Origin of the sequence: Diaphorobacter ruginosibacter (assembly GCF_040396215.1) — a bacterium.
GTDB lineage: Bacteria > Pseudomonadota > Gammaproteobacteria > Burkholderiales > Burkholderiaceae_C > Diaphorobacter_A > Diaphorobacter_A ruginosibacter_A.
On record NZ_JBEBOW010000001.1, the window covers coordinates 72,092 to 96,311 of the forward strand.

The 24,220-nt window shown below is 60.4% G+C and carries 14 protein-coding genes; 11 read left to right on the forward strand and 3 right to left on the reverse strand.

Annotated elements, in window-relative coordinates; all coding sequences use genetic code 11:
* Positions 1-40 precede the first annotated feature (40 nt).
* The 10 genes from ABWP92_RS00405 to ABWP92_RS00450 all read left to right on the forward strand — a co-directional run bounded on the left by ABWP92_RS00405 (position 41) and on the right by ABWP92_RS00450 (position 17,382).
* Positions 41-1,009 carry a terminase small subunit gene (locus ABWP92_RS00405; protein ID WP_353233356.1) on the forward strand — a complete coding sequence of 323 codons (969 nt, stop codon included), beginning with the start codon at positions 41-43 and terminating at the stop codon, positions 1,007-1,009.
* Positions 1,009-2,577 (forward strand): terminase, encoded by a 1,569-nt coding sequence (locus tag ABWP92_RS00410; RefSeq protein WP_353233357.1) that lies wholly within the window; start codon positions 1,009-1,011, stop codon positions 2,575-2,577. The genes ABWP92_RS00405 and ABWP92_RS00410 overlap by 1 nt, the downstream gene beginning before the upstream one ends.
* 2 nt (positions 2,578-2,579) lie before the next feature.
* Positions 2,580-4,679, forward strand: a complete 2,100-nt coding sequence (locus tag ABWP92_RS00415) for a portal protein (RefSeq protein WP_353233358.1) — start codon at positions 2,580-2,582, stop codon at positions 4,677-4,679.
* A gap of 18 nt (positions 4,680-4,697) precedes the next feature.
* Complete coding sequence (locus ABWP92_RS00420; protein ID WP_353233359.1) at positions 4,698-5,717, forward strand: hypothetical protein; 1,020 nt, start codon at positions 4,698-4,700, stop codon at positions 5,715-5,717.
* A 161-nt stretch (positions 5,718-5,878) separates the two neighbouring features.
* Positions 5,879-6,979, forward strand: coding sequence for a phage capsid family protein (locus ABWP92_RS00425; protein ID WP_353233360.1), 1,101 nt, complete (start codon positions 5,879-5,881; stop codon positions 6,977-6,979).
* 65 nt (positions 6,980-7,044) lie between these two features.
* On the forward strand, positions 7,045-7,446 hold the full coding sequence (locus tag ABWP92_RS00430; protein ID WP_353233361.1) for a hypothetical protein: 402 nt from the start codon (positions 7,045-7,047) through the stop codon (positions 7,444-7,446).
* 83 nt (positions 7,447-7,529) lie between these two features.
* Complete coding sequence (locus ABWP92_RS00435; RefSeq protein WP_353233362.1) at positions 7,530-7,889, forward strand: hypothetical protein; 360 nt, start codon at positions 7,530-7,532, stop codon at positions 7,887-7,889.
* On the forward strand, positions 7,886-8,557 hold the full coding sequence (locus ABWP92_RS00440) for a phage adaptor protein (RefSeq protein WP_353233363.1): 672 nt from the start codon (positions 7,886-7,888) through the stop codon (positions 8,555-8,557). The genes ABWP92_RS00435 and ABWP92_RS00440 overlap by 4 nt, the downstream gene beginning before the upstream one ends.
* Positions 8,558-8,629: 72 nt before the next feature.
* Positions 8,630-10,678, forward strand: a complete 2,049-nt coding sequence (locus ABWP92_RS00445) for a hypothetical protein (protein ID WP_353233364.1) — start codon at positions 8,630-8,632, stop codon at positions 10,676-10,678.
* A gap of 2 nt (positions 10,679-10,680) precedes the next feature.
* Positions 10,681-17,382, forward strand: a complete 6,702-nt coding sequence (locus tag ABWP92_RS00450; protein WP_353233365.1) for a PLxRFG domain-containing protein — start codon at positions 10,681-10,683, stop codon at positions 17,380-17,382.
* 125 nt (positions 17,383-17,507) lie between these two features.
* On the opposite strand, the gene ABWP92_RS00455 is transcribed toward ABWP92_RS00450, so the two are convergent.
* Positions 17,508-17,780 carry a hypothetical protein gene (locus tag ABWP92_RS00455; protein WP_353233366.1) on the reverse strand — a complete coding sequence of 91 codons (273 nt, stop codon included), beginning with the start codon at positions 17,778-17,780 and terminating at the stop codon, positions 17,508-17,510.
* Positions 17,777-22,576, reverse strand: a complete 4,800-nt coding sequence (locus tag ABWP92_RS00460) for an RHS repeat-associated core domain-containing protein (RefSeq protein ID WP_353233367.1) — start codon at positions 22,574-22,576, stop codon at positions 17,777-17,779. Before ABWP92_RS00460 ends, ABWP92_RS00455 begins: the two co-directional genes overlap by 4 nt.
* An 879-nt stretch (positions 22,577-23,455) precedes the next feature.
* Here ABWP92_RS00460 and ABWP92_RS17150 point away from each other — a divergent pair.
* Positions 23,456-23,605 (forward strand): hypothetical protein, encoded by a 150-nt coding sequence (locus ABWP92_RS17150; protein WP_502907422.1) that lies wholly within the window; start codon positions 23,456-23,458, stop codon positions 23,603-23,605.
* Between the two features lie 183 nt (positions 23,606-23,788).
* Here ABWP92_RS17150 and ABWP92_RS00465 read toward each other — a convergent pair whose 3' ends face one another.
* Positions 23,789-23,983, reverse strand: coding sequence for a hypothetical protein (locus tag ABWP92_RS00465; RefSeq protein WP_353233368.1), 195 nt, complete (start codon positions 23,981-23,983; stop codon positions 23,789-23,791).
* Positions 23,984-24,220: the final 237 nt, after the last annotated feature.

Consider the following 24,220-nt stretch of genomic DNA (forward strand, 5'->3'; position numbering starts at 1 on the left):
GGGTTTCCATTGCACCCGAGTTCTGGGAACCATCGGGGATGTGGATACCAATGACAACCCTCCTCCTCAAAATGCCAATCCATCGCCGCCACGGTCCATCGACTGGGTGGCGATTGAGCACGCCTACACCACGACCACCATCTCCCTGCGCGAAATCGGCCTGAAGCAGCGTGTGACGCATGCCGCGATCACCAAGCGCGCCAAGAGGCAGGGATGGGTGCGGCCGGAGAAGGAAAAGCCGGTAACCGCGAAACTCGCGGCTTTGGAACCACGGCAACAGCTCTTCGTTCAGGAATACCTGGTCGACATGAATGGCACCCAGGCGGCCATCCGCGCCGGGTACAGCGTGAGGACTGCGCACGAACAGGCAAGCCGATTGTTAGCAAACGGCAAGGTGCGTTTGGCGGTCGAGGAAGGCCAGAAGAAGCTGCAATCCAAGCTGGAGATCAGTGCCGAACGTGTGGTGAAGTCTCTGGCCCTGATTGCAACGGCCGACCCGCGCGAACTGGTCGAGGTCAAAACCGGTTGCTGCCGTTGCTGTCATGGCGAGGGCCACAAATTCCAGCGCACGCAGCGCGAGATGGCGACTGACCGTGAGCAGTGGGCTGCAAAGGGCAAGCCGCCCGAGGACTTCGACGAGGCTGGCGGTATCGGCTTCAATCCTCTGCTGCAGCCTCATCCCGAGTGCCCGAACTGCGGTGGTGACGGTGAGTCGCGCACAGTGCTCAAGGACACGCGCTATCTGAGCCCGCAGGCCGCCGCACTCTATGCCGGTGCCAAGCAGACCAAGTACGGCATCGAGATCCAGATGCACTCGCAGATGGAGGCTTGGGAGAAGCTGGCCAAGCATCTCGGGCTGTACGCCAAGGACAACCTGCAGCGCTCCGATCCGCTGGCGCTGCGCTCAATGTCGGATGCCGAACGTGTGGTGCGCATGCAGCGTGTCCTCGACGACAACCCCGCCCTGATGGAAACACTCGGGCGCATTCTGGGCGGAGGTGCAGAGTGATGCGCGCCAAACCCACATCCACCGAGCTGCTGCGCCGCCTGAAGCAGCTGCCCGAAGGCCAGCGCGCCGAGCTGGATGTGTTCCTGCGCATGGTCGATCCATCTATCTGGGTGCCGCAGCCTGGGCCGCAGAGCGTGGCGTTCTACTCCACGGCCGACATCCTGTTCTATGGCGGGAGCGCGGGCGGTGGCAAGACAGATTTGCTGCTTGGCCTGAGCCTCACAGAGCAGGAGAACAGCATCATCTTCCGCCGCCAAGGTGTGCAGCTCAAGGGCCTTGAGACGCGCATGGAGAAGATCCTCGGCTCTCGCGACGGATACAACGGTCAGGATCATCTCTGGCGCCTGCCAGGCGAGAAGCTGCTCGAACTGGGTAGTGTCAACGAGCCCGGCGACTGGGTGAAGTACCAAGGTCGCCCGCATGATCTCAAGGGCTTCGACGAGATCACCCACTTCACCGAGTTGCAGTTCCGCACGTTGATAGGCTGGATGCGCACGGACAATCCGGAAGTGCGTCAGCGCGTCGTTGCAGCAGGCAACCCGCCCACCGACGCGGAAGGCGAATGGGTAAAACGGTTCTGGGCACCATGGCTTGATCCGCACCACCCGAACCCGGCCAAGCCAGGTGAGCTGCGTTGGTACATCACGAACGAGAAGGGTGAGGATCAAGAGGTGCCGGGACCCGAACCGGTGCAGGCGGGCGAAGAGTGGCTGAAGCCGAAGAGCCGCACCTTCATCCCATCACGCGTGGATGACAACCTGTTCCTGATGGCGACAGGCTACAAGGCCACGCTGCAGTCGCTGCCCGAGCCTCTGCGCTCTCAGATGCTTCGCGGCGACTTCAATGCGGGATCCGCTGATCCTGTGTGGCAGCTCATCCCTACCGATTGGGTGAAGGCTGCGCAGGCTCGCTGGACAGCGCGCGAGCAGAAGGGGCCAATGACCGCGTTGGGCTTTGACCCGTCGCGCGGCGGTCTGGACAAGTCGTCAGCAGCCCGGCGCCACAGCAACTGGTTCGACAGACTGGAAACAGTGCCTGGCAGCGTCACCACCAATGGCCCTACGGCTGCCGCATTCGTCACACCCCTTGTGCGTGATGGCGCAACCATCGCTGTGGATGCCATCGGCATCGGCTCCAGCGCACTGGATTTCCTCATCGGGCTGGGCCTCAACGTGCATCCGGTGGTCGGCTCGGAGGCGAGCAGCCTGATGGATAAAGCCGGACAGCTTCACTTTCGCAATAAGCGCGCGGAGATGTACTGGCACCTGAGGGAGGCGCTCGATCCAACGAACCCCGATCCGATCGCGCTGCCGCCCGATACGGAGTTGCTCGGCGACCTCACGGCGCCCCGATACAAGGTGGTGACCATGGGCAAGGGTGCCGCCATCCAGATCAACAGCAAGGACGAGATCCGGGAAACGCTGGGGCGGTCACCAGACAAGGGCGACAGCGTGGCCATGACCTTCGTCGCGGATCTTCCACCTCCCGTTCTCTCGCACCGCAAACCGAGTTGGCGCGACCGCTATTCCAGCGGCAACTCCGGCCACTGGGACCAAGCCACAGCATGATCATGAATAACACATCCCCCATCACCGGCACGGGCGACGACGCGGCGCGCGAGAACTGGGCGCGCTACGAATACGGCAAGAATCGTGGCCACCTCGACTACATGCCGCATGCCGCGCGCTGCGAGGACATGTACCTCGGCGGTGGCCGGCAGTGGACACCCGAGCAGCGGGCTCAGCTTGCCAAGGAACGCCGCCCGGCCTACGAGTTCAACGAGATCAAGCCGTCGATCAACAGCGCGATCGGCTACCAGATCCACAATCGGATGGACATCGCGTTCAAGCCGCGCGGTGGTGATTCGGACCTGAACACGGCCACCATCCTCTCCAAGGTCGCCATGCAGGTCGCGGATCTCTGCAACCTGCACTGGCATGAAACCCAGGTATTCAGCGATGGCCTGATCCAGCAGCGCGGGTATTTCGAGGTGCGCATGAACTTCGACTGCAACATTCAGGGCGAAATCGACGTCAGCAACCGCGATCCCATGGATGTGATCCCGGACCCGGACTCGAAGTCCTACGACCCGGACCAGTGGGGTGACGTAATCATCACCCGCTGGCTTACGCTCGGCGAGATCGAGCAGGTCTATGGCAAGAAGGCACGCGACAAGGCAGCCGAGAGCAACGACGCGGGCGTGGACTTTGGGGACATGGACGACGAGCCGGAACGCAGCAAGTTCGCCGCTGGCAACCGTTCGGGGTGGCTTGATGCCCACGCCAAGAAGGATGACGGGCTCGAGCGCTACCGGATCATCGACCGCCAGCGCTTCATCTACGAGCTCACCCCGTGCATCGTCTGGCCCACCACCGGCGACATTCAGGTTGAGGCAGTGATGGCGCAGGACTCCATCGCGGATGCGCTGGCCCACGGCGCGGTGCGCGCCAGGCGCATGCAGCGGCGCGTGAAGTGGACGGTCACCACGTTCACCGCCACGCTGCACGACACCTACAGCCCGTACGAGCACTTCACCATCGTGCCGTACTTCGCCTATTTCCGTCGCGGCAAGACGGCAGGGATGGTCGACGACGCCATGGGCCCGCAGGAGGCGCTCAACAAGGCCATGAGCCAGTTCGTGCACATCGTCAACACGAGCGCGAACAGCGGCTGGATCACGGATCAGAACTCCATCACCAACATGGATTCGGGCGAACTGGAGAAGCGCGGTGCGCAGACTGGCCTGCACATCGAGGTCAAGGACATGGCAAAGCGTCCGCAGAAGATCCAGCCCAACCAGATTCCGACCGGCGTCGACCGATTCATCGACCGCGTGGACAAGGCACTCAAGGATGTGACGGTGCCCGACGCCATGCGCGGCAGCGCGGGCCCGGAGATCTCGGGCGTGGCCATCCAGTCCAAGCAGTTCGCAAGCCAGCAACAGCTCGCCGTGCCACTCGACAACCTGGCCTACACGCGCCAGCTTCTGGCCCGTCGCATCCTCAAGCTGATCCAGCGCTACTACGACAGCTATCGCATTTTCCGGATCACCGAGACCGATGCAATGACGGGCAAGCCGAAGGAGGAGCGCGTCGAGATCAACCGGCTCGATCCGCTCACCGGCAGCTACTTCAACGACGTGACCGTGGGCACCTATGACGTGGTAATCACCGAGCAGCCAATGCAGGTGACGTTCCAGAACAGCCAGTTCCAGCAGGCGCTGGAGATGCTGAAGGCTGGCGCACCGATCCCGCCCGCAATCCTCATCCGCTATTCCAACCTCGCGGACAAGGAAGAAATCCTGTCGACCATCGAGGGCAACAAGCCGCCGGCCGATCCAACGGTCGATGCCCGTGTGCGCTTGCTCGACGCGCAGACACGCAAGACCGATACCCAATCGACGGACATTGCGGTGAAGACCCAATACAGCAGCGTGCAGACAGCGCAGGTGATCGCGCAAACGCCCGCCACTGCAGCGCTGGCCGACGGCCTGCTGCGCTCGGCTGGCGCTGTCGACCACGACGCCGCACCGATCGTGCCGCAGCCGTCCGGCGCCATGCAGCCCGTTGCGCTGCCACAAAACACCGATCCGTTCACCCCGGCCAGCCCAGCACGCGGCCAGGAGGCGGGAATTGAAACCCTCGCGCCCGATGGTGTTCGGGCTGAGTAACCACTGAAGGAAGCAACCATGAACCTCAAGAACTTTCTGATCCGCTGCATGGCACCTGCTGGTGATGATGGCGCGGATGCCGCAGGCACCGACACCGGCGCGACCGAGACGGCGGTGCTCGACGATGACGCGTATTTCAGCCTCCCGGAGGAAGAGCGTGCTCGCCTGCGCGGTGATCAGGTCGGCGGCCAGGAATCGCCGACACCTGCACCAGCGGCACCAGCGGCACCAGCTGCAGCACCCGCACCGTCCGCGGATACCGGCACCACGACGGGCGCGGCGGCGACGCCGGAGCCCGACCCCGACGACACGGGCGCGGAGAAGGGCGGCGGCATTCCGCGCGCCCGCTTCAACGAGATCAACGACCGCCGCAAGGCACTGGAAGCCGAGAATGAGGCCTTGCGCGCGCAGATTGCCGAGCGTAGCGCGACAGCCCAATCTCCAGCCTCAGCCTCGACTCCTCAACAGCAGGAGTTCAACATCGCCGAGGCAGAGGAGCAGTACACGCAGTTCATGCTGGAGGGCGATGGCAAAGCGGCGTCGGCTCTGCGCCTTCAAATCAACCAGGCCCTGCATGACCAAGCCTATGCGCGGTTTGCACAGGAAAGCGCGGCCCAGCAGGAACAGTCGAAGATGGCGGCAACGGTGGGCCAACTGCTCGAGCAATACCCATGGCTCGATACTGCTGACGGGCAGGAAGCGCTCGACGCGATCGAGGGGGCGGTGTTCATCCGCATGCAGCGCGGCATGTCGCGCGAGCAGGCCACGGTCGAGTCCGTGAACCTGATTGCTCCGCGCTTTGCTTCGGCGGGCTCCCCCTCTAGGGCTGGACGCGATGGTGGTGCATCTGGTGATATTCGGGTACAGCGTGCCAATGAGCGTGGTGCCGCCGATTCGATGCTCCAACCTGCTGCCTTGCAGGCCGGCATGGGAAATCGGGCAGCACCTCAGAAGATCGATGCATCGAAGCTGTCGGACGACGAGTACATGGCTCTTCCGGAAGCTGAGCGCAAGAAGCTGCGCGGCGATGTGATCTGACACGCAGGGCCGGTTTGGTCTCACCCACCAAGCCGGCCGTCACTCCAACGGGTTGTCGCCTGGGAAGGCGTTAAGCATCTGGCGCTCTTGGCCGCCCAAGCCATGTTTCTCGCAGTGGGCGGCGTCATGTCCCGAAGCAATTCATCTCTTTGGAGCAGGACATGGAAACCAATTTTGCAGCACTGTCTCCGGTTGAAAAGATCAACTGGGGCCGAGAAGTCTGGGGCGCGGCGCGCGACCAGATGTTCATCAAGAACTTCACGGGGAAGGGGGACAACAACGTCATCCAGCGCGTGACCGAACTGACCGAGACCAACAAGGGCACGAAGTGCGTGATCCAACTGGTGGCGGATCTGGTGGGCGACGGCGTCAAGGGTGACAACGAGCGCGAGGGCAACGAAGAAGCCATGGAGTCGCACTCGCAGATCATCGAGTGCGACCTGATCAGCCACGGCATCACAAACAAGGGCAAGCTGTCGGATCAACGCTCGACCATCGACGCCCGCGCCCATGGCAAGGACAAGCTGTCCTACTGGCTGGCCAACCGTGGCGATCAGCTTGCGTTCCTCACGATGTCGGGCATCAGCTACGCGTTCAACAACGACGGATCCCCGCGACTGAACTCGATTTTCCCGTCGCTGGATTTCGCAGGGCTGGTGACGGCACCGTCGCCCAAGCGTTCGCTGATGTGGACGGGTTCCTCGCTGGATCTGTCCGACACCTCGGCGATCACGACGGCGTTTGTGCCCAAGTACGACATGATCGTCGACGCGGTGGCCTACGCCAAGGAACACCGCGTGAAGCCGCTCATGGCCGGCGGAAAGCCGTACTACGTGATGTTCGTGGCACCGGGCACGCTCGCGGCGCTGAAGAAGGATCAGGCATACCGTGAAGCCGTCGTGGCGGTCGCGACCAAAGCGGGCATGGATTCGCCATGGTTCACCGGGGCCACGGTTACCGTCGATGGTGCTGTGATCCACGAGTTCAACCTCGTCTATAACACCAAAGGCGCGGCTGCTGGTGCGAAGTGGGGCGCGGGTGGTCTGGTCAACGGCACGCGCACGCTGCTGTGCGGTGCCCAGGCGCTGGCGATGGGTGACATCAAGACGGCGGAGTGGGCCGAGAAGCTCTTCCAGTACGACAGCCGCTGGGGCATCAACGTCGACAAGATGCTGGGACTGCTGAAACCTCAGTTCTATTCGATCTACGACAAGTCGGTCGAGGACTTTGGTCTCGTCGCTATTGACCACTACCTGCAGTAAGCAGGCCAGGGCAGGGCGCTTGTCCTGCCCCTTCCTTTCCTCCCTGTTGCTGAACGGAGCACATCATGTCCATCAAGAAAAATCCCTCGCGCCAAGAGTTGATCGTGGCGCACCTCACCATCGGCTTTGCCGACATCGCAGCCTACGGCACCGCCGAGGCCGCTTTCGACCTGCCGGGTAACGCTGTGCTGGTCGGCGGCGACGTGGTGGTCACCACGGCATGGGACAGCGAGACCACCGCCACGCTCAAGCTCGGCGATGCAGTCGACGATGACCGCTACACCTCGACAGCCGTCAACTTGAAGACGCCCGGGCGCACGGCGCTGACGCTGACCGGCTACAAGCACACCGTGGCCGAAGCCCTGAATGTGCTGGCCGCGCAGACGGGCGCCGCGGCCACCGCCGGCAGCGCGCGCATCACCATCCAGTACTTCGTTGAAGGTCGCTCGGCCTTCACGCAAGGCTGACTGTTTCTCAGTGGTCGGGCCCTCACGGCCCGCTTTGCCCTCGCAGCTACATGCTGCGGGGCACTTTTTGCAAGGACCTTATCGTGAAATTCCGCTCTCCTACCAACGAACCTTTGCACGTCGCACTGACCTCCGGCCATACGATGGTCATTACCGCCGACGACAAGGGCATCGAAGTCCCGGTCATTTTTCAGCGTGAAGCGATGGCGCGCGGCGCTGTGCTGACCGATGAAGGTACTGCCGAGGTTCGCACGCAGACCCTCAATCGCCAGATCGTGCTGCGCGAGACGCTCGAAGCGATGATCAAGGGCGCCGACAAGGATGACTTCACCGCGGACGGCAAGCCCAACCTGGTGCGCCTGAAGGCCAAGACCGGCTTCCCCGTCACGCGCGAAGAAGCCGATGCTGCGTTCGATGAAGTTGCCGCAGAACTGAAGCAATGACCGTCGATCAGCTCCTCGCCGCATTCCGCTCTGACCTCCATGATGAGGTCACGCCGTATTTCTGGTCCGATGCTGATCTGGTGCGATACCTGAACAGCGCGGTGCAGGAGGCGTGCGAGCGAGCCAGGCTGATCGAGGATCGATTCACGCCCGCCGTGTGCAGCATCCAGCTCGTTCCAGGCCAGGCGACCTATGACCTGCATGCAAGCGTGCTGGAGGTGAAGCGCATGACGGTGCTCGGGCAGGTTATTGACGAAACCAGCGTCGAAGATCTGGACCGCGAGTCGCCCGGCTGGGAGTCACGCACGGGGAAGCCACGCTTCTTCGTGTTCATCCCGGCTACCGGCGCGAAGGCACCATGCATGTGCGTTGTGCCCACACCAACGGTTGCCGACACGCTCTCGCTGATCGTGTATCGCGGCCCGCTCAAGCAGCTCTCCGAAGATCGCCAGTCGGATCGACCAGAGATCCCTGCGCGATTCCATGAAGATCTGCGCCATTGGGTCTATCGCTGCGCATACCTGAAGAGCGACGCGGACAGCTTTGACAAGGTCAAGGCGCTTGAGTATGAGGCCTTGTTCATCAGCGTCTTTGGTGAGCGACCCGACGCCAACGTGCAGCGCAAGCGCAGCGACCGCGCGCCGCCACTGGTTCGCAGCAGCTGGTAGCGCTCCCCTCTAGGGTTAGTCAATTTCGGTGGCCAGCCTGAGACTCTTCTGGTCAATCCAGAAGGGATCCTCATGTCTCAACCACTGTCTGCCGCGGCGAAGCGGCTTCTGGGCGCCGCGCGCTCAGCTCCTCGATTCCGTGATGGCGGCCTTGTTCGAGGTCCAGGAACTCCAACATCCGACTCCGTCGATGCAAAGCTCTCGCGCGATGAGTTCGTGCTGCCCGCAGACACCGTGCGAGCGGTGGGCATCAAATCTCTTCGTGATCTGGTGTCTGCAACGCACAGGCCTACCGGAAGGCCGCGCCACCGTCGGCGCTTTGCTGACGGCGGCATGGTGGACGAAGAGCGGCAGAAACCTAACAGCTTTGGCGATGCTGCTGCAGGTGCCAGCACTCCCGGGACAACGGTCACGCAGCCGTTACCTGCTGCGGCGTCTGCTCCTGCTGCATCGACTGGCACCGCTCCTGCCAAGGATTTTTCCCGCGAGGAGTTGATTGCGCAGATTCCAAAGGATGACGGGCCATCCATCACGGCAGGGCGAAGAGTCGGCGACAGTTGGACTGACACGGAGCTTGGCCGCAATGTCTACAACTCGGCCATGGCGCTGCCTGGTGTCTCGGGAGCGCTACCCGCCGTCGCGCAAACGGGAGGATTGATCTCCAAGGGGATCAATGCTGCGTCTCGGCTGATGGATGCAGGCATGTCCACTGCAGCCACATCTGCTGCGCTTCCGAGCCTGGCCTCTGCCGCCTCGAATGCTCCCGCTCCCCGTTCGGTTGCTGTGGGCGCGGGTGCTGGACGTGGGCAGATCAATCCCGCCTTCGCAGATCCCAACCAGCCTCATCCTACCTCCACATCGCCGGCGGCCGCACCAGCTCCGGCGAAGCCTTCGTGGGATCGAGCCGGCATGACCAATGCCGAGGTCGGCGCCATGAATCCTCAGGGCAAGGTGGCCGTGCAGCGTCAGGCCAATGGCACGATGTCTTTCAGCGGCGGTGACGTCTCCGGCCCGGTCTCGTACACCAATGCCAAAGGTGACGCATTGCCAGGTGGCGGACTGAATGGCCGTGGCTTTGGGCGGGTTGATGTGGCGCCTAATGGTTCGCGTGTGTCCATGGATGACAACGGCAACTACGCTTTCGCGACAAGCGGCGGTGGTGCCAATGGTGGCAGCGCGGCTTCACGGCTGTTGAATGCTGGCACGCAGTCGCCCGTGGGCATGTCACCTGAGCAAGCGTTTCAGGCTGGGCTGATCAGCAGCCCGACACCTGTGGACTACAACCCTGCGTATGACCAGCGATTGAATCAGGCTGGCGTCGCGCCCGCGTCGAACGACGGCGCAGCAGGGGGCAGTGGTGGCGATGCTCAGGCTCGGCTGATGGCGGTTGGATCCGGTGGCGTTGACGCTCCTGTCGTGGCCCATTCCGGCAATGACTGGCAGGCACGCAAGGATCTGCAGAACGCGGCGACGGCTGCCGGAAGCATCATGAACCGCCCAACGTGGCAGGGCACCGGCATGGGCCGGTTCAGCAACAACGGCCAGGCCACCACGCCACCGGCGGTCGCCGCCTACCAGGCCATGCTCCAGACCGACCAGGCATTGAAGCAGGCGCAGCCGGGTATGGATCAGGCGGGCATGCGTGAGAACGCCGCCACGGGCCGCGAAGGGATGCAGCAGGCGGGCGCGACTGAACGAGCCCAAATCGGAGCACGTCACTATGACGATGCGAATGCCATCGCCCGCGGCGAACTCGCGATCAAGCAGGGCGCAGCCGCTTTCCAGAATCGTGTGGCTCAGCGTCAGGAAAAGGCGCAAATCGATCTCGAAAACGCGAAGACGCCAGATGAGCAGCACAACGCGCGTCAACGGCTGCTGGCCATGATGGGCAAGACAGACGATGACCATTGGCAGGGCGTGGCACTTCAAGGCGGCATGGATGCCCAGGGTAATAAGACCGACAGCGTGCTCGCTGCAGTCAATCGTCGTACCGGCGAGATGCGCCGCCTGCAGACGCAACCGACTCAGCAAGCTGCACCACCAGATGGCACGAAGGTGCGTGGCAAGGATGGTCAGGTGTATGTGATCAAGAACGGCCAGCCCGTTCCAGTGGGAGGCTGAGCATGAGCAATGTGAACTGGAACGACTACACGGTAATCGAGGATTCGTCTGGTAAGCCGGCTGCACCAGTACCAGCACCAGCATCTGCTGTTGATTGGTCGCAGTACGAGCCGGTCGAAGAGGCGAAGTCGGGGTTCATTCCCACGGTCAAACGCACGGCGGGGCAGATGCTCACCACGGCAGCGACCACGGCTGAAGACGTCACCGGCCCGAATGCCGTCACGCGCGCCATGCAGGAAACGGGGCAGGGCATCATCGACCGCAATCCCGCAGGCATTCGCAGCTTGCGTGATCTGGTCAACAGTCCTTGGCTGGCAGTGAAGGAGTCGGTCGGGCAGTTTGCACCGCAGATCGCTGCGGCCGGTGCCGGAGGCCTCGCAGGTGCGAAGGCGGGCAGCGCCATGGGGCGTTTGCTGGGGCCTGCTGGTGCCGCTGTCGGTGGTGCTGTTGGCGGCGCAGTCGGTGGACTGGCGCCCATCTTCACGCAGGAATATGGCGGCATTCGCCAGGAGCAGCAAGAGACCGGCCAAGAGGACAAGGCTCGTGCACTCGCTGCGGCCATTCCGGCAACGGCGCTCGAGCGCGTGGGTATGGGCAAGGCGCTCAGCGTGCTCAAGGGCGTGCCCGGCGGTGCGGCGGGAACTGTCCTCAAGGAGGTCGGGAAGGGCGTGCTCAAGGAAGGCGCGACCGAAGGTGCCCAGAACGTCATCGAGCAATGGGGCGCGTTCAAGGATCCGACCAAGGCCGAGAACATCGAGGATACGGCTCTTGCGGCTGCCATGGGTGGCATCGGTGGCGGTGTGATGGGGGGTGCTTCGGGCGTTGCCGATCGTGTGCGTGGCCGAGGTCAACAGTCTGCCGAGCAGCCGCCCGCCAATGCGGTGCCTGCTGATACCGCTCAGGCCGCAGTTGATGGCGTGTCCGCGGCATCGTCGGCTGAATCTGCAGCCGTGGTTCCTGAGAGTGTCGCTGATGCATCAGTCGCACCGGTAGTTGCGGAAAACGCAATGCCCGGAGCCACCAGCAGTGCGGCAGCTACACCGGCGATCAACCCCAACGACGGTCCCATCTCCAAGGTGGCGTCGCAGGCTGCTGAGCTGTCGCTGATGCCGAAAGCACCCGCGCCGGTGGCACCCAATGCGCGCACGGTGTTGGGTGATGCCATTGATCGCCTGACGCCGGAGCAGCAGCGTGAAGCGCAGATGCTGCAGGCGGATTTGTCCAATGGGGAATTGCCTGCGGGCGTGCGGGCGTTTCGGGAGCAGGAGGCGCGCGCGCTTGCGTCTGCCGCCGCCCCGGTAGCACCGGGCGTGGAGGATATGGAGAGCGGTCGTGTGCTGCGCGGGTTTGATGCCCGCGATACGAGAACAGGGCCAGATGCTTCACTCGCCCTGCAACCTCTTGAGCAGCGGCGCTTCGGCAACGAGGTCGATTTCACAACGGAGGCGCCTGCCGCTGATCCATATGCGGCCCGAATTGCTGCGCTGGCAGTGGCCGACGGAAAGGAGCCCGGCCAGGCCCTGCGACTGAACGAAGCTCACGCGCTGCGCAACCGCTCGATCGATGCCGGTGTTCCGGCCACGGTTGTTCCGCACCCGAGTGGCCGAGGTTATGACGTTCAGCCTACCGTGCGCCTGGGCGCCGAGCAGCTCAATGCGACGCCGCAGACCGCGCCCGCCGCGCTGAGCTATGACGGCCGCCCTTCGGGCCGCATGGTCGCTGGTGGTGACGGCGTCCGGGCCGAGACACGCGCGGAGGGAATGCAGGTGATCAATGCCGAGCGAGATCGCCGCATTGCCCTCGAAGAAGCGCGCGCACAACGGGCGGCGCTGGGCCTGGACACTCATACTCGCATCACGCCGGTTGCCGGGAGGCCGCATCAACCAGCGTCTGCAGGAGGTGCTCAACCCGCCGACGTCATTGATGTCGCCGCGCGCGTGGTGCCAGCGCCGGCCTCAGGCACGATCACCATGGCCGACGGCAGGCCGTTTCCCGTTCGGAAGGCTGCCGAGGAGGAGTTGCAGCGCCAGGGATTGAACCGCACACACCAAGTCGTGCCAAGCCAGGGCGATGAGTCGTTGGGATTCGTGGGTGTGCCCAACGAGGCCGCACCTCGCCATCGGACCTGGCGCACGAATGCCATGCAGGCTGGAATGGTGGCGCGTGATCTCGGTTTGAATCCGCGTGGCAAGCGCGTGTCGCAGATCGTCGCCGAGATTGACGCGGTGGATGCGGCTCAGGCCGAAGCAGTACGAGGTCAGAATGATGATGTCACCCCACGAAATCTACGGTTGCGAGATGAACGCTCGCAAGGCGCTGGCAGTGCTGCGCAAGACTGGACAGGTCGGACGGATGCAAGCCCGTCTCCTGCTGTCGGCACTCGAAAACGGGTCGATTCCGCTGAGCATGGCGCCGCTGTGCGAGAAGGTGTACCTGATGCAACTGGCTCCGGCGAACGCGCTGCCGCTGTAGCTCCGGCAGCGTCTGCATCACGAGCAAAGGTGCAGCCCGTGGCCCAAGGGTCGGATCTGAAATCCAACCCCTCGCCTGGGAACACTGCCGAGAACACAGCCGGGACCAAGGCTGATGATTTTTTCGAGGACGTGCCGTTCCGTCGCACGGGTAGCAGCACCAGCACTTTCTCTCCGGAGGCGCGCATGCAGGCCGTCCGCTCGGTGGAGCAGACAGTGAACGCCATCCGCGCGGCGTGGGGCGGCAATGCCGATGTGGTCGTGGCGTTCGACATGCAGGATCCCGTGGTGCCGGAGAGCGCCCGCCGTGCGGATTTGAAGCAGCGCAGCGGCGGCGCGCGCGGTGCGCCGGAGGGCTTCTACTACCGCGGCAAGACGTACCTGATGGCGTCGCGCCTGAACACGCCGCAGGACGCCGCGCGCGTGCTCTTCCACGAGGTGCTCGGCCACCACGGTCTGCGCGGTCGCTTCGGCAAGGAGTTGGACACCGTCCTCAACCAGGTAGCCAACATGCGCAAATCGGATGTGGACGCTAAGATCAAGGAGTATGGTCTGCGCGGCGTGAGCAGGCTGGACCGCCGGGCCGCCGCCGAGGAGGTGTTGGCCAACCTCGCCGAGACGCATCCGGAGATGGGATTCGTGCGCCGCGCGGTGGCCGCCATCCGCACCTGGCTACGCGAAAACGTTCCCGGTTTCAAGAACCTGGAGCTGACCGACGGCGAGATCATCCGCAGCTACATCCTGCCGGCGCGCGAGTGGGTGATTCGAGGTGGCGCTGGAGCAAATGGTAGTCTTGAGGCTTCATTCAGTCGATCCGACTCCATGCCCACCGAATTTCCAGACGCCATCATTGGCGACGCACTGGGCGCAGCCTCGAAGCATCCTGACTACGCGGCAGCGAAGGCGGGCGACGTCGAAGCGGCCGTTCGCCTCGCGCAGGATCTGGTCACGCCCGATCTGGTCGCAAAGGTGAGGGCAGCGATCGGCGATGCGCGCCCACGAGTTGTCCCGGTGGCGGCGGAAGAGTCCGCCGGCCGCAACAAAATTCCGCGTGCTGCGGCAGAGGTCTTGGCACAGCGTCTGGGACTCGAGACAGCCAGCGGCATCGTGCAGGCCAATCGCGCGCACCGCACGGGACTGGATGGGCTGGATCGCATCTTCGCGCCCGTCGACTTCGCCGGCACCGTTGCGCCCGGGGACTATCTGCTTGTGGATGACACGTTGACTCAGGGCGGCACATTCGCCGCGCTGGCCAGCCACATCCGTGAGGGCGGCGGCACGGTCACCGGCGTGGTTGCGTTGACCGGCAAACAGTACAGTGCGAAAATTCAGCCCTCGTCTGCAATCCTTTCCTCTCTTCGGCAAAAACATGGTGACCTCGAACACGAATTCCGCGCCGCTACCGGCTACGGCTTCGACGCGCTCACCGAGTCGGAGGCCCGCTATCTGGCGCGATACGAACCGTCTCAGCGACTCCGAGATCGAATCACTGAAGAAGGACGACGCGGACGCGAGCGCCAGGATCAAAGCCATTCTGGCCAAGAGCAAGCAGGCGGCGACGACGTAAGGTTCAGCCGCTCGGCCGACGACACGCCCGCCGCTCGGCGCGTGGGCGACATGCTCAAGTCGGTCACCGTCACCAACATCAAGAAGCAGGCCGGATTCAAGGCCGCCGATCTGCGCCATCTCGGCCTGCAGATGCTGGGCCGCCGCCAGCTTGTCGACGTGTATGGCGACATGCTGCCCGAGCTGCGCACCTACAGCGACCTTATGGCCCGCATGGATGCGGACAAGAACGAGGCGGGCGCTGGTGCTGATCAGCTCGCGACCGAGTGGGGCAAGCTCAAGGACGAGCGCGCGCTGGCCGAGCTCATGCACGACTCCACCCTTGCGCAGATGGACCCTACGCGCGAGTACCAGCAGGGTGACAACGCCGTGCGCTACGGTGAGCTGCGTCGCCGCTTCGACTCGCTCTCGCCCGAGGCCAAGGACATCTACACCCGGGCGCGTGACACCTACCGCAAGCATATGCGCGACGTGCGCAACGCCATCAAGGAGCGCATCGAGCGAGCCGAGATGAGCAGCGAACGCAAGGCGGAGATGCTCAAGCGCATGGACAACGAGTTTTTCGGGCACATCAAGGGCGTGTATTTCCCGCTGGCGCGCTTCGGCCAGTACCTGGTGGTGGTCAAGGATGCCGAGGGCAAGGTGGCCAACGTGAGCCGCGCCGAGACCATGGCAGAGGCGGATGCAGCGCGCCGTCAATTGCTACTGGCATTTCCCAATGGGCGAGGATTCAGCGTCGGCAAGGTGCTCAAGGCTAAGGACTTCGTGGCCGACCGCGACACCGTGGGCCGTGGCTTCATGGAGCAGCTCTACGGTGTGATCGACAAGCAGGGCATGGATGGCAAGCAGCGCGCCGAGCTCGAGGATGCGCTGGGCCAGCTCTACCTGTCGTCGCTGCCTGACCTGTCCTGGGCAAAGCACGGCATCCACCGCAAGGGCACTCCCGGCTTCAGCCAGGACGCGCGCCGCGCCTTTGCGCAAAACGTGTTCCATGGCGCCAGCTATCTGGCCAAGCTGCGCTACGGTGACCAACTGCAGGAGCAGCTCTCCGACATGCAGGAGCGCGTGGATGCTTCCGCGCACGACGAGTCATTTGATTCCGTGAAGGGCCAGCACATCGTCGACGAGATGGTGAAACGCCACGACGCGGCGATGAACCCGAAGTCAAGCAAGGTATCGACCTTCCTCACCAGCCTCGGCTTCATCTTCCATCTGGGTCTGTCGCCAGCATCCGCGATGGTCAACCTGACTCAGACCGCGCTGGTGGCCTATCCGGTCATGGGCGCACGTTGGGGTTTCGGCAAGTCCAGCGCCGCGCTGCTGAAAGCCAGCCAGGAGGCGGCCCGCGGGAAGAACGACATCACCAGCGCGCTGACCCCGGACGAGCGCGCGGCATTCGATGAGGCGGTGCGTTCCGGCGTCGTGGACGTGACGATGGCGCACGACCTCGCCGGCATCGCGCAGGGCGAAGACCGGAACGTGTCGCACAAGCTGGCGCCGGTGATGCGCGCGGCAAGCTGGATGTTCCACCACGCTGAGAAGTTCAACCGGCAGGTGACCTTCGTGGCCGCGTACCGGCTGGCGCGGGAGGCTGGTGCCGACTCGAAGAAGGCCTACGCCGACGCAGTGCAGGCCACATACGACGGTCATTTCGACTACAGCGCCAACAACCGCCCACGCTTCATGCAGGGCAACTGGCAGAAGGTGCTGCTGCTCTTCAAGCAGTACAGCCAGAACATGGTCTACACCTTTGCGCGCAGCGCCCACCAGGCGCTGAAGGGGGCCTCTCCGGAGGAGCGTGCGGTGGCGCGCAAGACGCTGGCCGGCCTGTTGACGACGCATGCCATGGCCGCCGGCGTGCTGGGCCTGCCGATGGTTACCACGCTGCTCGCTGCGGCCTCGATGCTCGGCGGTGATGATGACGAGCCCTGGGACGCGCAGGTGGCACTGCAGAACCTGCTGGCCGACACCTTCGGGCAGAAGCCCGCTGAGGTGCTGGCCCATGGCCTGTCGCGCCTGACCCCATGGGACATCTCCGGCCGCGTGGGTCTTGACAAGCTGATCTTCCCGGACGTGCAGGAAGGGCTCGAAGGCCAGCGCTTGGGCGAAGCGGCGATGACTGCGGCACTCGGCCCGGTGGCGGCCATCGGTGTGAATGCGCTCAAGGGCCTGCAGGAGATGAGCCAAGGGCGCTACGCCCGAGGCCTCGAGACCATGGCGCCGACTGTGCTGCGCGGGCCGCTCAAGGCGTTCCGCTACGGCACCGAGGGCGTGAAGGACAAGAGCGGCATCGTGATTCAGGACGAGGTGGATGCGGCGTCACTGCTTGGCCAAGTCGCCGGGTTCTCACCCTCCGACGTGCGCAACGCCTACGAGGGCAAGTCCGCCATCGTCAGCCATGACAAGGCGCTGCAGGCGCGGCGCAGCGCGCTCGTGGAGCAATTCGCCATGGCGGTCATGTCCAAGGACGACGAAGGCAAGGCCGATGCACGTGCGGCCATTGCCAAGTTCAACGAGAAGAACCCGAACCGCCGGATCCTGCCGATGCAGTTGGCGCAGAGCGTGCACAACCGGCAGAAGCGGATCCGCGAGGCGGAAGACGGCGTGTATCTGCCGAAGAAGCGGCGTGATGTGCTGGAGCAGGGGCGGTTTGCTACGGGCGATTGAGGCGATGTTGGCGCAGCACAATTCGTAGCGAATACACAACGCTGGCACCAACGACAAAGCCACCTGAACCCCCAGCCGCAGCGGCGGACATGGGGTTGCAGGTGGCTTTTTCTATTTAAAACTGATTATTTTTTATTGTGGAGTTGATGGTAAATGATGGCATGCCCAATACCAGGAAGAGAGCCCCAATCCAATAAAAATGCAATAAAAGCCATGTGCTTGACAGGATTGTTTGGGAAGAAATAAAAACCCAAAAACATAAAAATTCCGCCAAGCAAAGGAATCCATGAGGGTGAATACGCCTTTTTTACAAGACCAATATAAAAGCAACGCCAATTAAGCAGCGCAATCCAAATACCAACCAGGAGAGATAGCGTGCAAATAAAAGAAATAATCATGGCAGATAAATCCTTTGACCAAATATCCCTTTCCATGCACCATCAATTCCTAGCCCCGTCGGCCATCTAACTGCATTTGCAGGTATTTGATAAGTGGCACCTGTGCTATATGGAGAAAATTGATTTCCCATCCCTGGTTGCCATTTGAAAGAGCGTGCGTATGTCCACCAGTTTTGGCCACCCTTCATAACCCAGTCGCCTGCCTCAAGACCTTCGCGCCCCCAGCGAGATACGGTAATAGTTTCAGGAGCTGCACAAAACAATGGTGCCGAAGCGGAACCAACTAGTCCTATGGCTGACGGGGTAAGGCCAGCCGTAATCATTGGCAACGTAATTTGCCTAGTCCAAGTACCTGCCTGAACAGCCTCATCAAGAGTTGTGTTTCGGCGCAATCCCGCAATAGTGGTCAGGTCTAGAAACTGCAATCCCTCTGGATCAACAAAGGAGACTGGATTGCCGCCCACATAGGCAAACCGATTCCACCCCCCATCCAATCCAATCGGGTCAGCCTGAATGTACCGCCCACTGCTCGCATCGTAGTACCGATTGATGTTGTAGGCGAGCCCTGTCTCTTGATCCCACTGCTGTCCGGGATACCGCAGGTTGAACGTTACGGCGGGCGCATAGCTCGGGGCGGTAGCGGTACTGCCAGGCTGCAGGTAACCAGTCGCTCCGGTGGTCGGCGTGACTTCACCGAAGCCGGTGATCAGCCATTGCCATGCGACCTGACCGTCAGCGTTGGTCAGGCGGCGGGGCGTGTTCAGGTGGTCCGTGTCGATGGCATACATCCGTCCGTTGATCTGCGCGGCAATGGGCATCAGGCCGTTGGCGGTGGGCAGGTACAGGAGCTCGGTCGAGTCATTCTCTCCAGCCGGTGCTGCCGAGTTGCTGCTGCGCTGGCTGCTGTAGAAGCCGAGGGGACTGGTGCCGTCATCATCCGAGTAGAAGGCATGCTCGGTCACTGCTACCCCTGCAGTGCGCGCATCGGTCTTGAGCACGCGCTGGCTGGAACTGTTGTAGACGTAGCTTACGGCGAGCGGGTCGGTGCTGCTGGAGGTGCCTGTCAGCTTGGCGACACGGCCATTGGGGCCATAGTGCAGGTACTGGCCTGCGGCGCCGGTGAGCGAACCGGTGGCATCGTACGCATAGGTCTTGGCGGGAATCGCTCCGCCAGCGCTGCTGGCTGTGGTGACACTGGCCAGCCGGTTGGTGCCGGTCGTGGTCGTGTAGGTTCGCGTGAGCTTGACGGGAGTCCCCACGCCCGTGGCCTTGGTGAACACGCCGCTGGTGCGGTTGCCGTTGGCGTCGTAGCTGTACCCCAGGCTGGTGTAGCCAACCAGATCAGGCAAGGTGACACCAGCGGGGAGGGTGACGGAGGGCACGGCCATCAACGCATGGGCGCTTGCCGTGAGGTTGCCAGTGGAGTTGTAGTTGAAGCTGCTGGAGACCATGCCACGTTGCGCAGGATCGCTGCCGCTGCCCGGAATCATGTGACTCTGCGCAATGGCGGTCACGCGACCTGCGGCATTCCAGGTGAGGTCCAGCAGACCGCTGTGGATGAGCTGACCGGCTGTGTTGTATTCACGGCTCTCCAGCAGCGGCGAAGGATCGGAGGGCGACATCTTGATGCCCGGCCATGTCCAGGCCGTAGGCACGCCCAGCGGGCTCCATTTGAGAGCGGAGACCAGCGGCGCACCGTTCCACGTCATGCCAGTGATCAGGCCCGTGGAGTCGTAGTTGTATGCGAGGGTCTTGCCGCTGGGGTATGTGATGGATTGCAGGCTGCCTGCGCCGCCTTGACCTGCTGGCACATAGGTGTAGCTGGTGGAGCGCGTCTCGCCACCGGTCAGGGTCTGCGTCTTGCGCACAACGCGGCTCAAGGCGTCGCGCTGATATTGCGTGGTAACGCCAGGGTCTTGGACTTCGCTCAGGCTGCCGATGCTGGCATTGGGCGCGTCGGCGGTGTTGTATGTGGTGCCGGTGAGGTCGTACTTCAGCAATGAGGCGGTGCTGTCGTTGTAGCTGAGCTTGGTGGTGCGGCCAAGGGCGTCATACTCAATGCCGAGAATACGGCCTGTGGCGTCGGTTTTGGAGGTTAAATTGCCGAGGGCATCATAAATAGAGTTAGTTGACCCAGTATCGAGAGCCGACTCCAAAAGCATGTTGCCAGCCTCATCACGAGTGAAATCAGATGCGATTCCTTTGAAATCCTTTGCCTGAACAATTGCATCTAATTTGTCGTAGTTAAGAAAAGCACTAGCACCAGCAGCATTGATTATCTTGTTTTTGCGTAATAACTCATCGTGCGTATATTTTGTGGTTTCAGATAAACCATTTGTTGCACTAGTGAGGTTGCCTATTGCATCATATGTATAGGATGTTTGACTTTCACCCCTTGTTTCACTACCTACCAAGTTGAGATGGTTTATTGTTCTGGAAACCAGGAGCAAAGTGTTGGAGGGATTCCCTTGGATTGATTCGCTTGTTCTATTGCCTGCGTTGTCGAGTAAATATGTAGCTGTGTTTCCTCGGTTATCTGTCCAACCAATAGAGCGAAGTGCACCGTCATATAAAAAATTAATGACTAGTCCCTCTGGCGAGGATATAGTTGAAATTCTGTTGAATGCGGTGTAGGTAATTGATGTGTGTAAATTGTTTGTTCCGTAGTTAATTAATCTATCTCTGGGGTCAAATTCGTAATTTGTCGTAGATTGATTGGGGTGGATAATGGATGTGGGTTTGCCTTGTTTGTTGTATGCTAGAAACACCCAGGTGTGCCCAGCCTCATTCTTGAATGTCGATAAGTCGCTGGTAGAGTGAGTGGAGGTGTTGTCAGTGTAGTAGGTATATGTCTTGGGTTGGAGGGTAAGGTCGTCCTTGCTAAATAAAACCTTGCCAACGCGGTTGTATGAGAAGGATTGTGTTTTTATGGTTTTCGTGATTGTTGCGGCAAATCCTGATTTGCCTTGCAAGTCTGACGTGGCTTGTTCGATAATTTTGCAAAGTACAGCAATCGGCTTGTCATCTGGAAGTCTGGCATCTTCCGGTGCGCAGTAATTTACCGCATTGATTTGAGGATCAAATTGCCCATTGTAGATAAAAGTTGTTACTTTGCGTGGCTGCGCTATTTTTGTGATAAACGGCCAGTCAGGATGCCATTCGTAAGTGGTTCGTCTGGAGGGGTTGGGGAGGGGTACGTTTAGATTATCATATCCTCCACAAACGCTTACATACGGGATACCTTCGACTTTTGTCTTGACTCTGTTTTGCATTTCATCATAGAAAATGCAGCTTTGAGAGTAGTCCGGAAAATATTCAACAAAAGGGCGAAGATTGGAGTCAAGTATATATCGATGGTTATATTGAGAGTTCGCATCGTATGAGCTGACGCTAGTTAATACTGGGCCTTGAAATTTGTAAGTGCGACTGTTTCCTAGTGGATCTGTTACTATGGAGCCAGGGTAGGATATGGAGTACTTGTTAACATCTGATAGAACTGCGTTGTTGCTCTGAACCGCTCTGCCAACTGAGTCGTATTGATAAGTTGTTGTCTTGAGGCCGCTGTCATCTCCAATTCCAGTAATTGCCCAAGGAAATCTATTGTCTTCGTGGAAGTATTGGCTTACAGGTGTGAACTCCGCTGCGTTGGCTTTGATGACTTTTGATAGTCTACGATTGGCATCAAATTGATAAATTAATTCAGTTCCATTGCTCAAGATGGCTTTTCTTGAGATGCCATCTGGGTCTATTTGGATGATCGCATTTTTGTTTTGATTACTTGATGCAATAATTTGTGTAGGAGATGATTGAATTGTGATTATCTTTCCCTGATGGTCTCCCGTTGAAACTAAGTTGCCAGTCTCATTGAAGTACCAGAACTTCCCATCTCCGGTTCTATACATGAGATGACCATCTAAGGTCTCGCTTAAACTGTGAGTCCTAGCCTCCATTGGCTGGAATGAATTTAATTTCTTTATAAAAACAGCTGGGGATGATCCTGGTATATCAATGGTGTAAATATCTTGATTCGTGTCAATATTATGGTATATGGTTGCGCGCGCTTCATAACTTAATTTCCAGCCAATAGTTTTGTTGCCAATAGATGCTATTTCTGTGTTGGTGTTCGTTCTTTTGGGGTTTATGGGCCCGCTTCCAGAATTGCTTGGAATACTTAAGTAGGATCGGTAAAGATTTAGTTCTGATAATATTGGGTCGTCAAATATTGCTGGGAATATTTTAATGCCGGTTTTTATATCGATTGGATTGGGGGTGGTGGTGCACATGTTTGTCGGCGCCGCACAAAATCGATTGTTGTTGTCGTCAAAATATGGGCCCTGTGCGCCCTGTTCACAGGTGTAGTATTTTATCTTTTTGTAGTCGTTTGCATAGGTTCCGGAAATATCGCGACACTCATCACCGTATTTGGTTCCAACGCTGATTAACATATCTTGGCGATATGAGGTTGAGTTGCTGTAGTCTGCTTGTAAAATCCACCCTCCCACCCCATAAACTTGTGTCGGTTTGCAGCCGTCCCCGATATGTTGTTCCATATCTCGCGATACTTCTTCTTCGCTGTTGTATTGAGGGGTGCTATGTTGATAGTTATAGCTGCCACCAGAATAGAGCCAAGTTCCTTCAATTGCGGGGTGACAAGTGTTTTGAGCACTGGGTTTCCCAGACTCTTTGCAAAGGAGATTGAAGTAGTACGATTGGGCTGTGGACGTACTGGGGATTAGTATGCTGAGTAAAGCGCTCAGGAAAAAATAAATAGTTGAAATGCGCAGCTTGAATAACATATAACTCCCTTTCTTGCAAGAGAGGCTACCTGTAAGGTCGTGGTGAGTCCATCAGTCGCAACCCGGAGATCACGAAGCTTTGTGTCGATACTTCTTAGCTTGGGGTGGGTGCACTTTTGTATGTCATCGCATGGGAGATTTCCGTGGGAGAAATCGGGGGGATAGGCGGGGAAATTGGGGGCACTTTTCCCGCTCGTGCCCTCTAGAGCGTTGATCTACAAGGCATCCCGAACTGGTTCGAGTCCAATCGCGCCTACCAACTAACCATTGGTAAAAGCCTTCTAGATCAACGGTCTAGAAGGCTTTTTTATTTCCGCTCCTGATTTCGGGGAACCGTCAGGGTACTAGCGACCACTCCAGCTAGTATGCCGCCGCGCCTTTTCCTCCCAATAGACCGAGTTTGCTTCTCGAACGCATCGAATGTGCCCAGGTGCATTTTTCGCCCATTCACTCGCAGCTGCGCTCTCCGTTATTGTTGTGCGTTTTTCCATCCCGATGGTCGATTGGCGATTCTGGCATCGTCCCGGTCATGTACAGGAACGCCAGGACGTGAGCCCTGTAAAGCGGGCCGTCAACTCGAATGACGATGTAGCCTTGTTCACGCGCCGATCCAGCTTGTATTCCGATCTTGACTCGTAGAGACGTGGCGACACGCCAGCCGCTCACGGTGTGCAACGGCAGCACCGGCCCGCAGGTGATCGCTGGGCGCTGGTATTCACCGGGTGACTGCTTCCGGCCTGAGAAAGCCCGCTACATCCAATCCGAAGCCGCTGCGAAGCGGCTTTTTCGTTTCTGGGGTTCGTACAACGACTGGCAGAGCGCGGTGTTCTCGACTTCATCCACAACAAGGGCGAGGGCGCGCTGAGCACGTCCACGCTGCTGCGCAAGGCAAACGCAGGCGACGTGGTGGGCGTGCGCCGCGAGAACCCGCGCTGGAACATGGGGACGGTCAACAGCGTCAAGACCATGCTGCCCGGACTGCAGACGCGCGGGGATGCGAATGGCGAGATCTGTGAGGTGAAGCTATGAAAGCAGTCATCAAGCAATGAAAATAGTATGTGAATGCTGAGCGTGCGGGGCTGCTGCCCACCGGTGTACTTGCTCCACTGCTGATCGCCGGCGACGGCCGCCAAGTCGGCCATTTGCTCGCGGTATACCCGAGTTCATGTTTCAGCGTGGCGAGGTCGCTGGTTGATGGCGGTGTGTACTTGATCATGGATAGCACCAGACCCCGTTCGAGGCCGTTGCTTGGAAGAATATTTTTGCGGGGCTTGCGCCACCTGCCACATAGGCATGCAGCGCTTGCTCAATCCATTGCGGATCGATCAGTGCACCCAGCTCACTCATCGCGTTGGCGGGCGACGCCGCCAAGGTCTCATCCAGGGAGTTTTGCACTACGGAGGTCAAAACGAAAAAGGGAGCGTGATGAACATGCTCCCTTTTTACCCGCCTATGACACGCTGTCGTCTTAACTGACTGGCATTGGCCCGAAGGCGGCTTTCAAATCAGTTACATACAACTGCAAAGCGAACGAGCTAGAGCTTTAGAGCCGCTAACCCAACCCTCGATACGTCGTTGCTTCGCCTTGTCGTACGCTTGTACTGCCTGCGGCTTCGCGCCTCGTCTCGATCGCAAACCTTTGGT

What these genes read in the sequence shown, in the direction of transcription:
- ABWP92_RS00410 (WP_353233357.1), top strand. Translation starts at nt 1,009, where the DNA reads ATGCGCGCCAAACCCACATCCACCGAGCTGCTGCGCCGCCTGAAGCAG.
- ABWP92_RS00415 (WP_353233358.1), top strand. Translation starts at nt 2,580, where the DNA reads ATGAATAACACATCCCCCATCACCGGCACGGGCGACGACGCGGCGCGC.
- ABWP92_RS00420 (WP_353233359.1), top strand. Translation starts at nt 4,698, where the DNA reads ATGAACCTCAAGAACTTTCTGATCCGCTGCATGGCACCTGCTGGTGAT.
- ABWP92_RS00425 (WP_353233360.1), top strand. Translation starts at nt 5,879, where the DNA reads ATGGAAACCAATTTTGCAGCACTGTCTCCGGTTGAAAAGATCAACTGG.
- ABWP92_RS00430 (WP_353233361.1), top strand. Translation starts at nt 7,045, where the DNA reads ATGTCCATCAAGAAAAATCCCTCGCGCCAAGAGTTGATCGTGGCGCAC.
- ABWP92_RS00440 (WP_353233363.1), top strand. Translation starts at nt 7,886, where the DNA reads ATGACCGTCGATCAGCTCCTCGCCGCATTCCGCTCTGACCTCCATGAT.
- ABWP92_RS00445 (WP_353233364.1), top strand. Translation starts at nt 8,630, where the DNA reads ATGTCTCAACCACTGTCTGCCGCGGCGAAGCGGCTTCTGGGCGCCGCG.
- ABWP92_RS00450 (WP_353233365.1), top strand. Translation starts at nt 10,681, where the DNA reads ATGAGCAATGTGAACTGGAACGACTACACGGTAATCGAGGATTCGTCT.
- ABWP92_RS00455 (WP_353233366.1), bottom strand. Translation starts at nt 17,780, where the DNA reads ATGATTATTTCTTTTATTTGCACGCTATCTCTCCTGGTTGGTATTTGG.
- ABWP92_RS00460 (WP_353233367.1), bottom strand. Translation starts at nt 22,576, where the DNA reads ATGTTATTCAAGCTGCGCATTTCAACTATTTATTTTTTCCTGAGCGCT.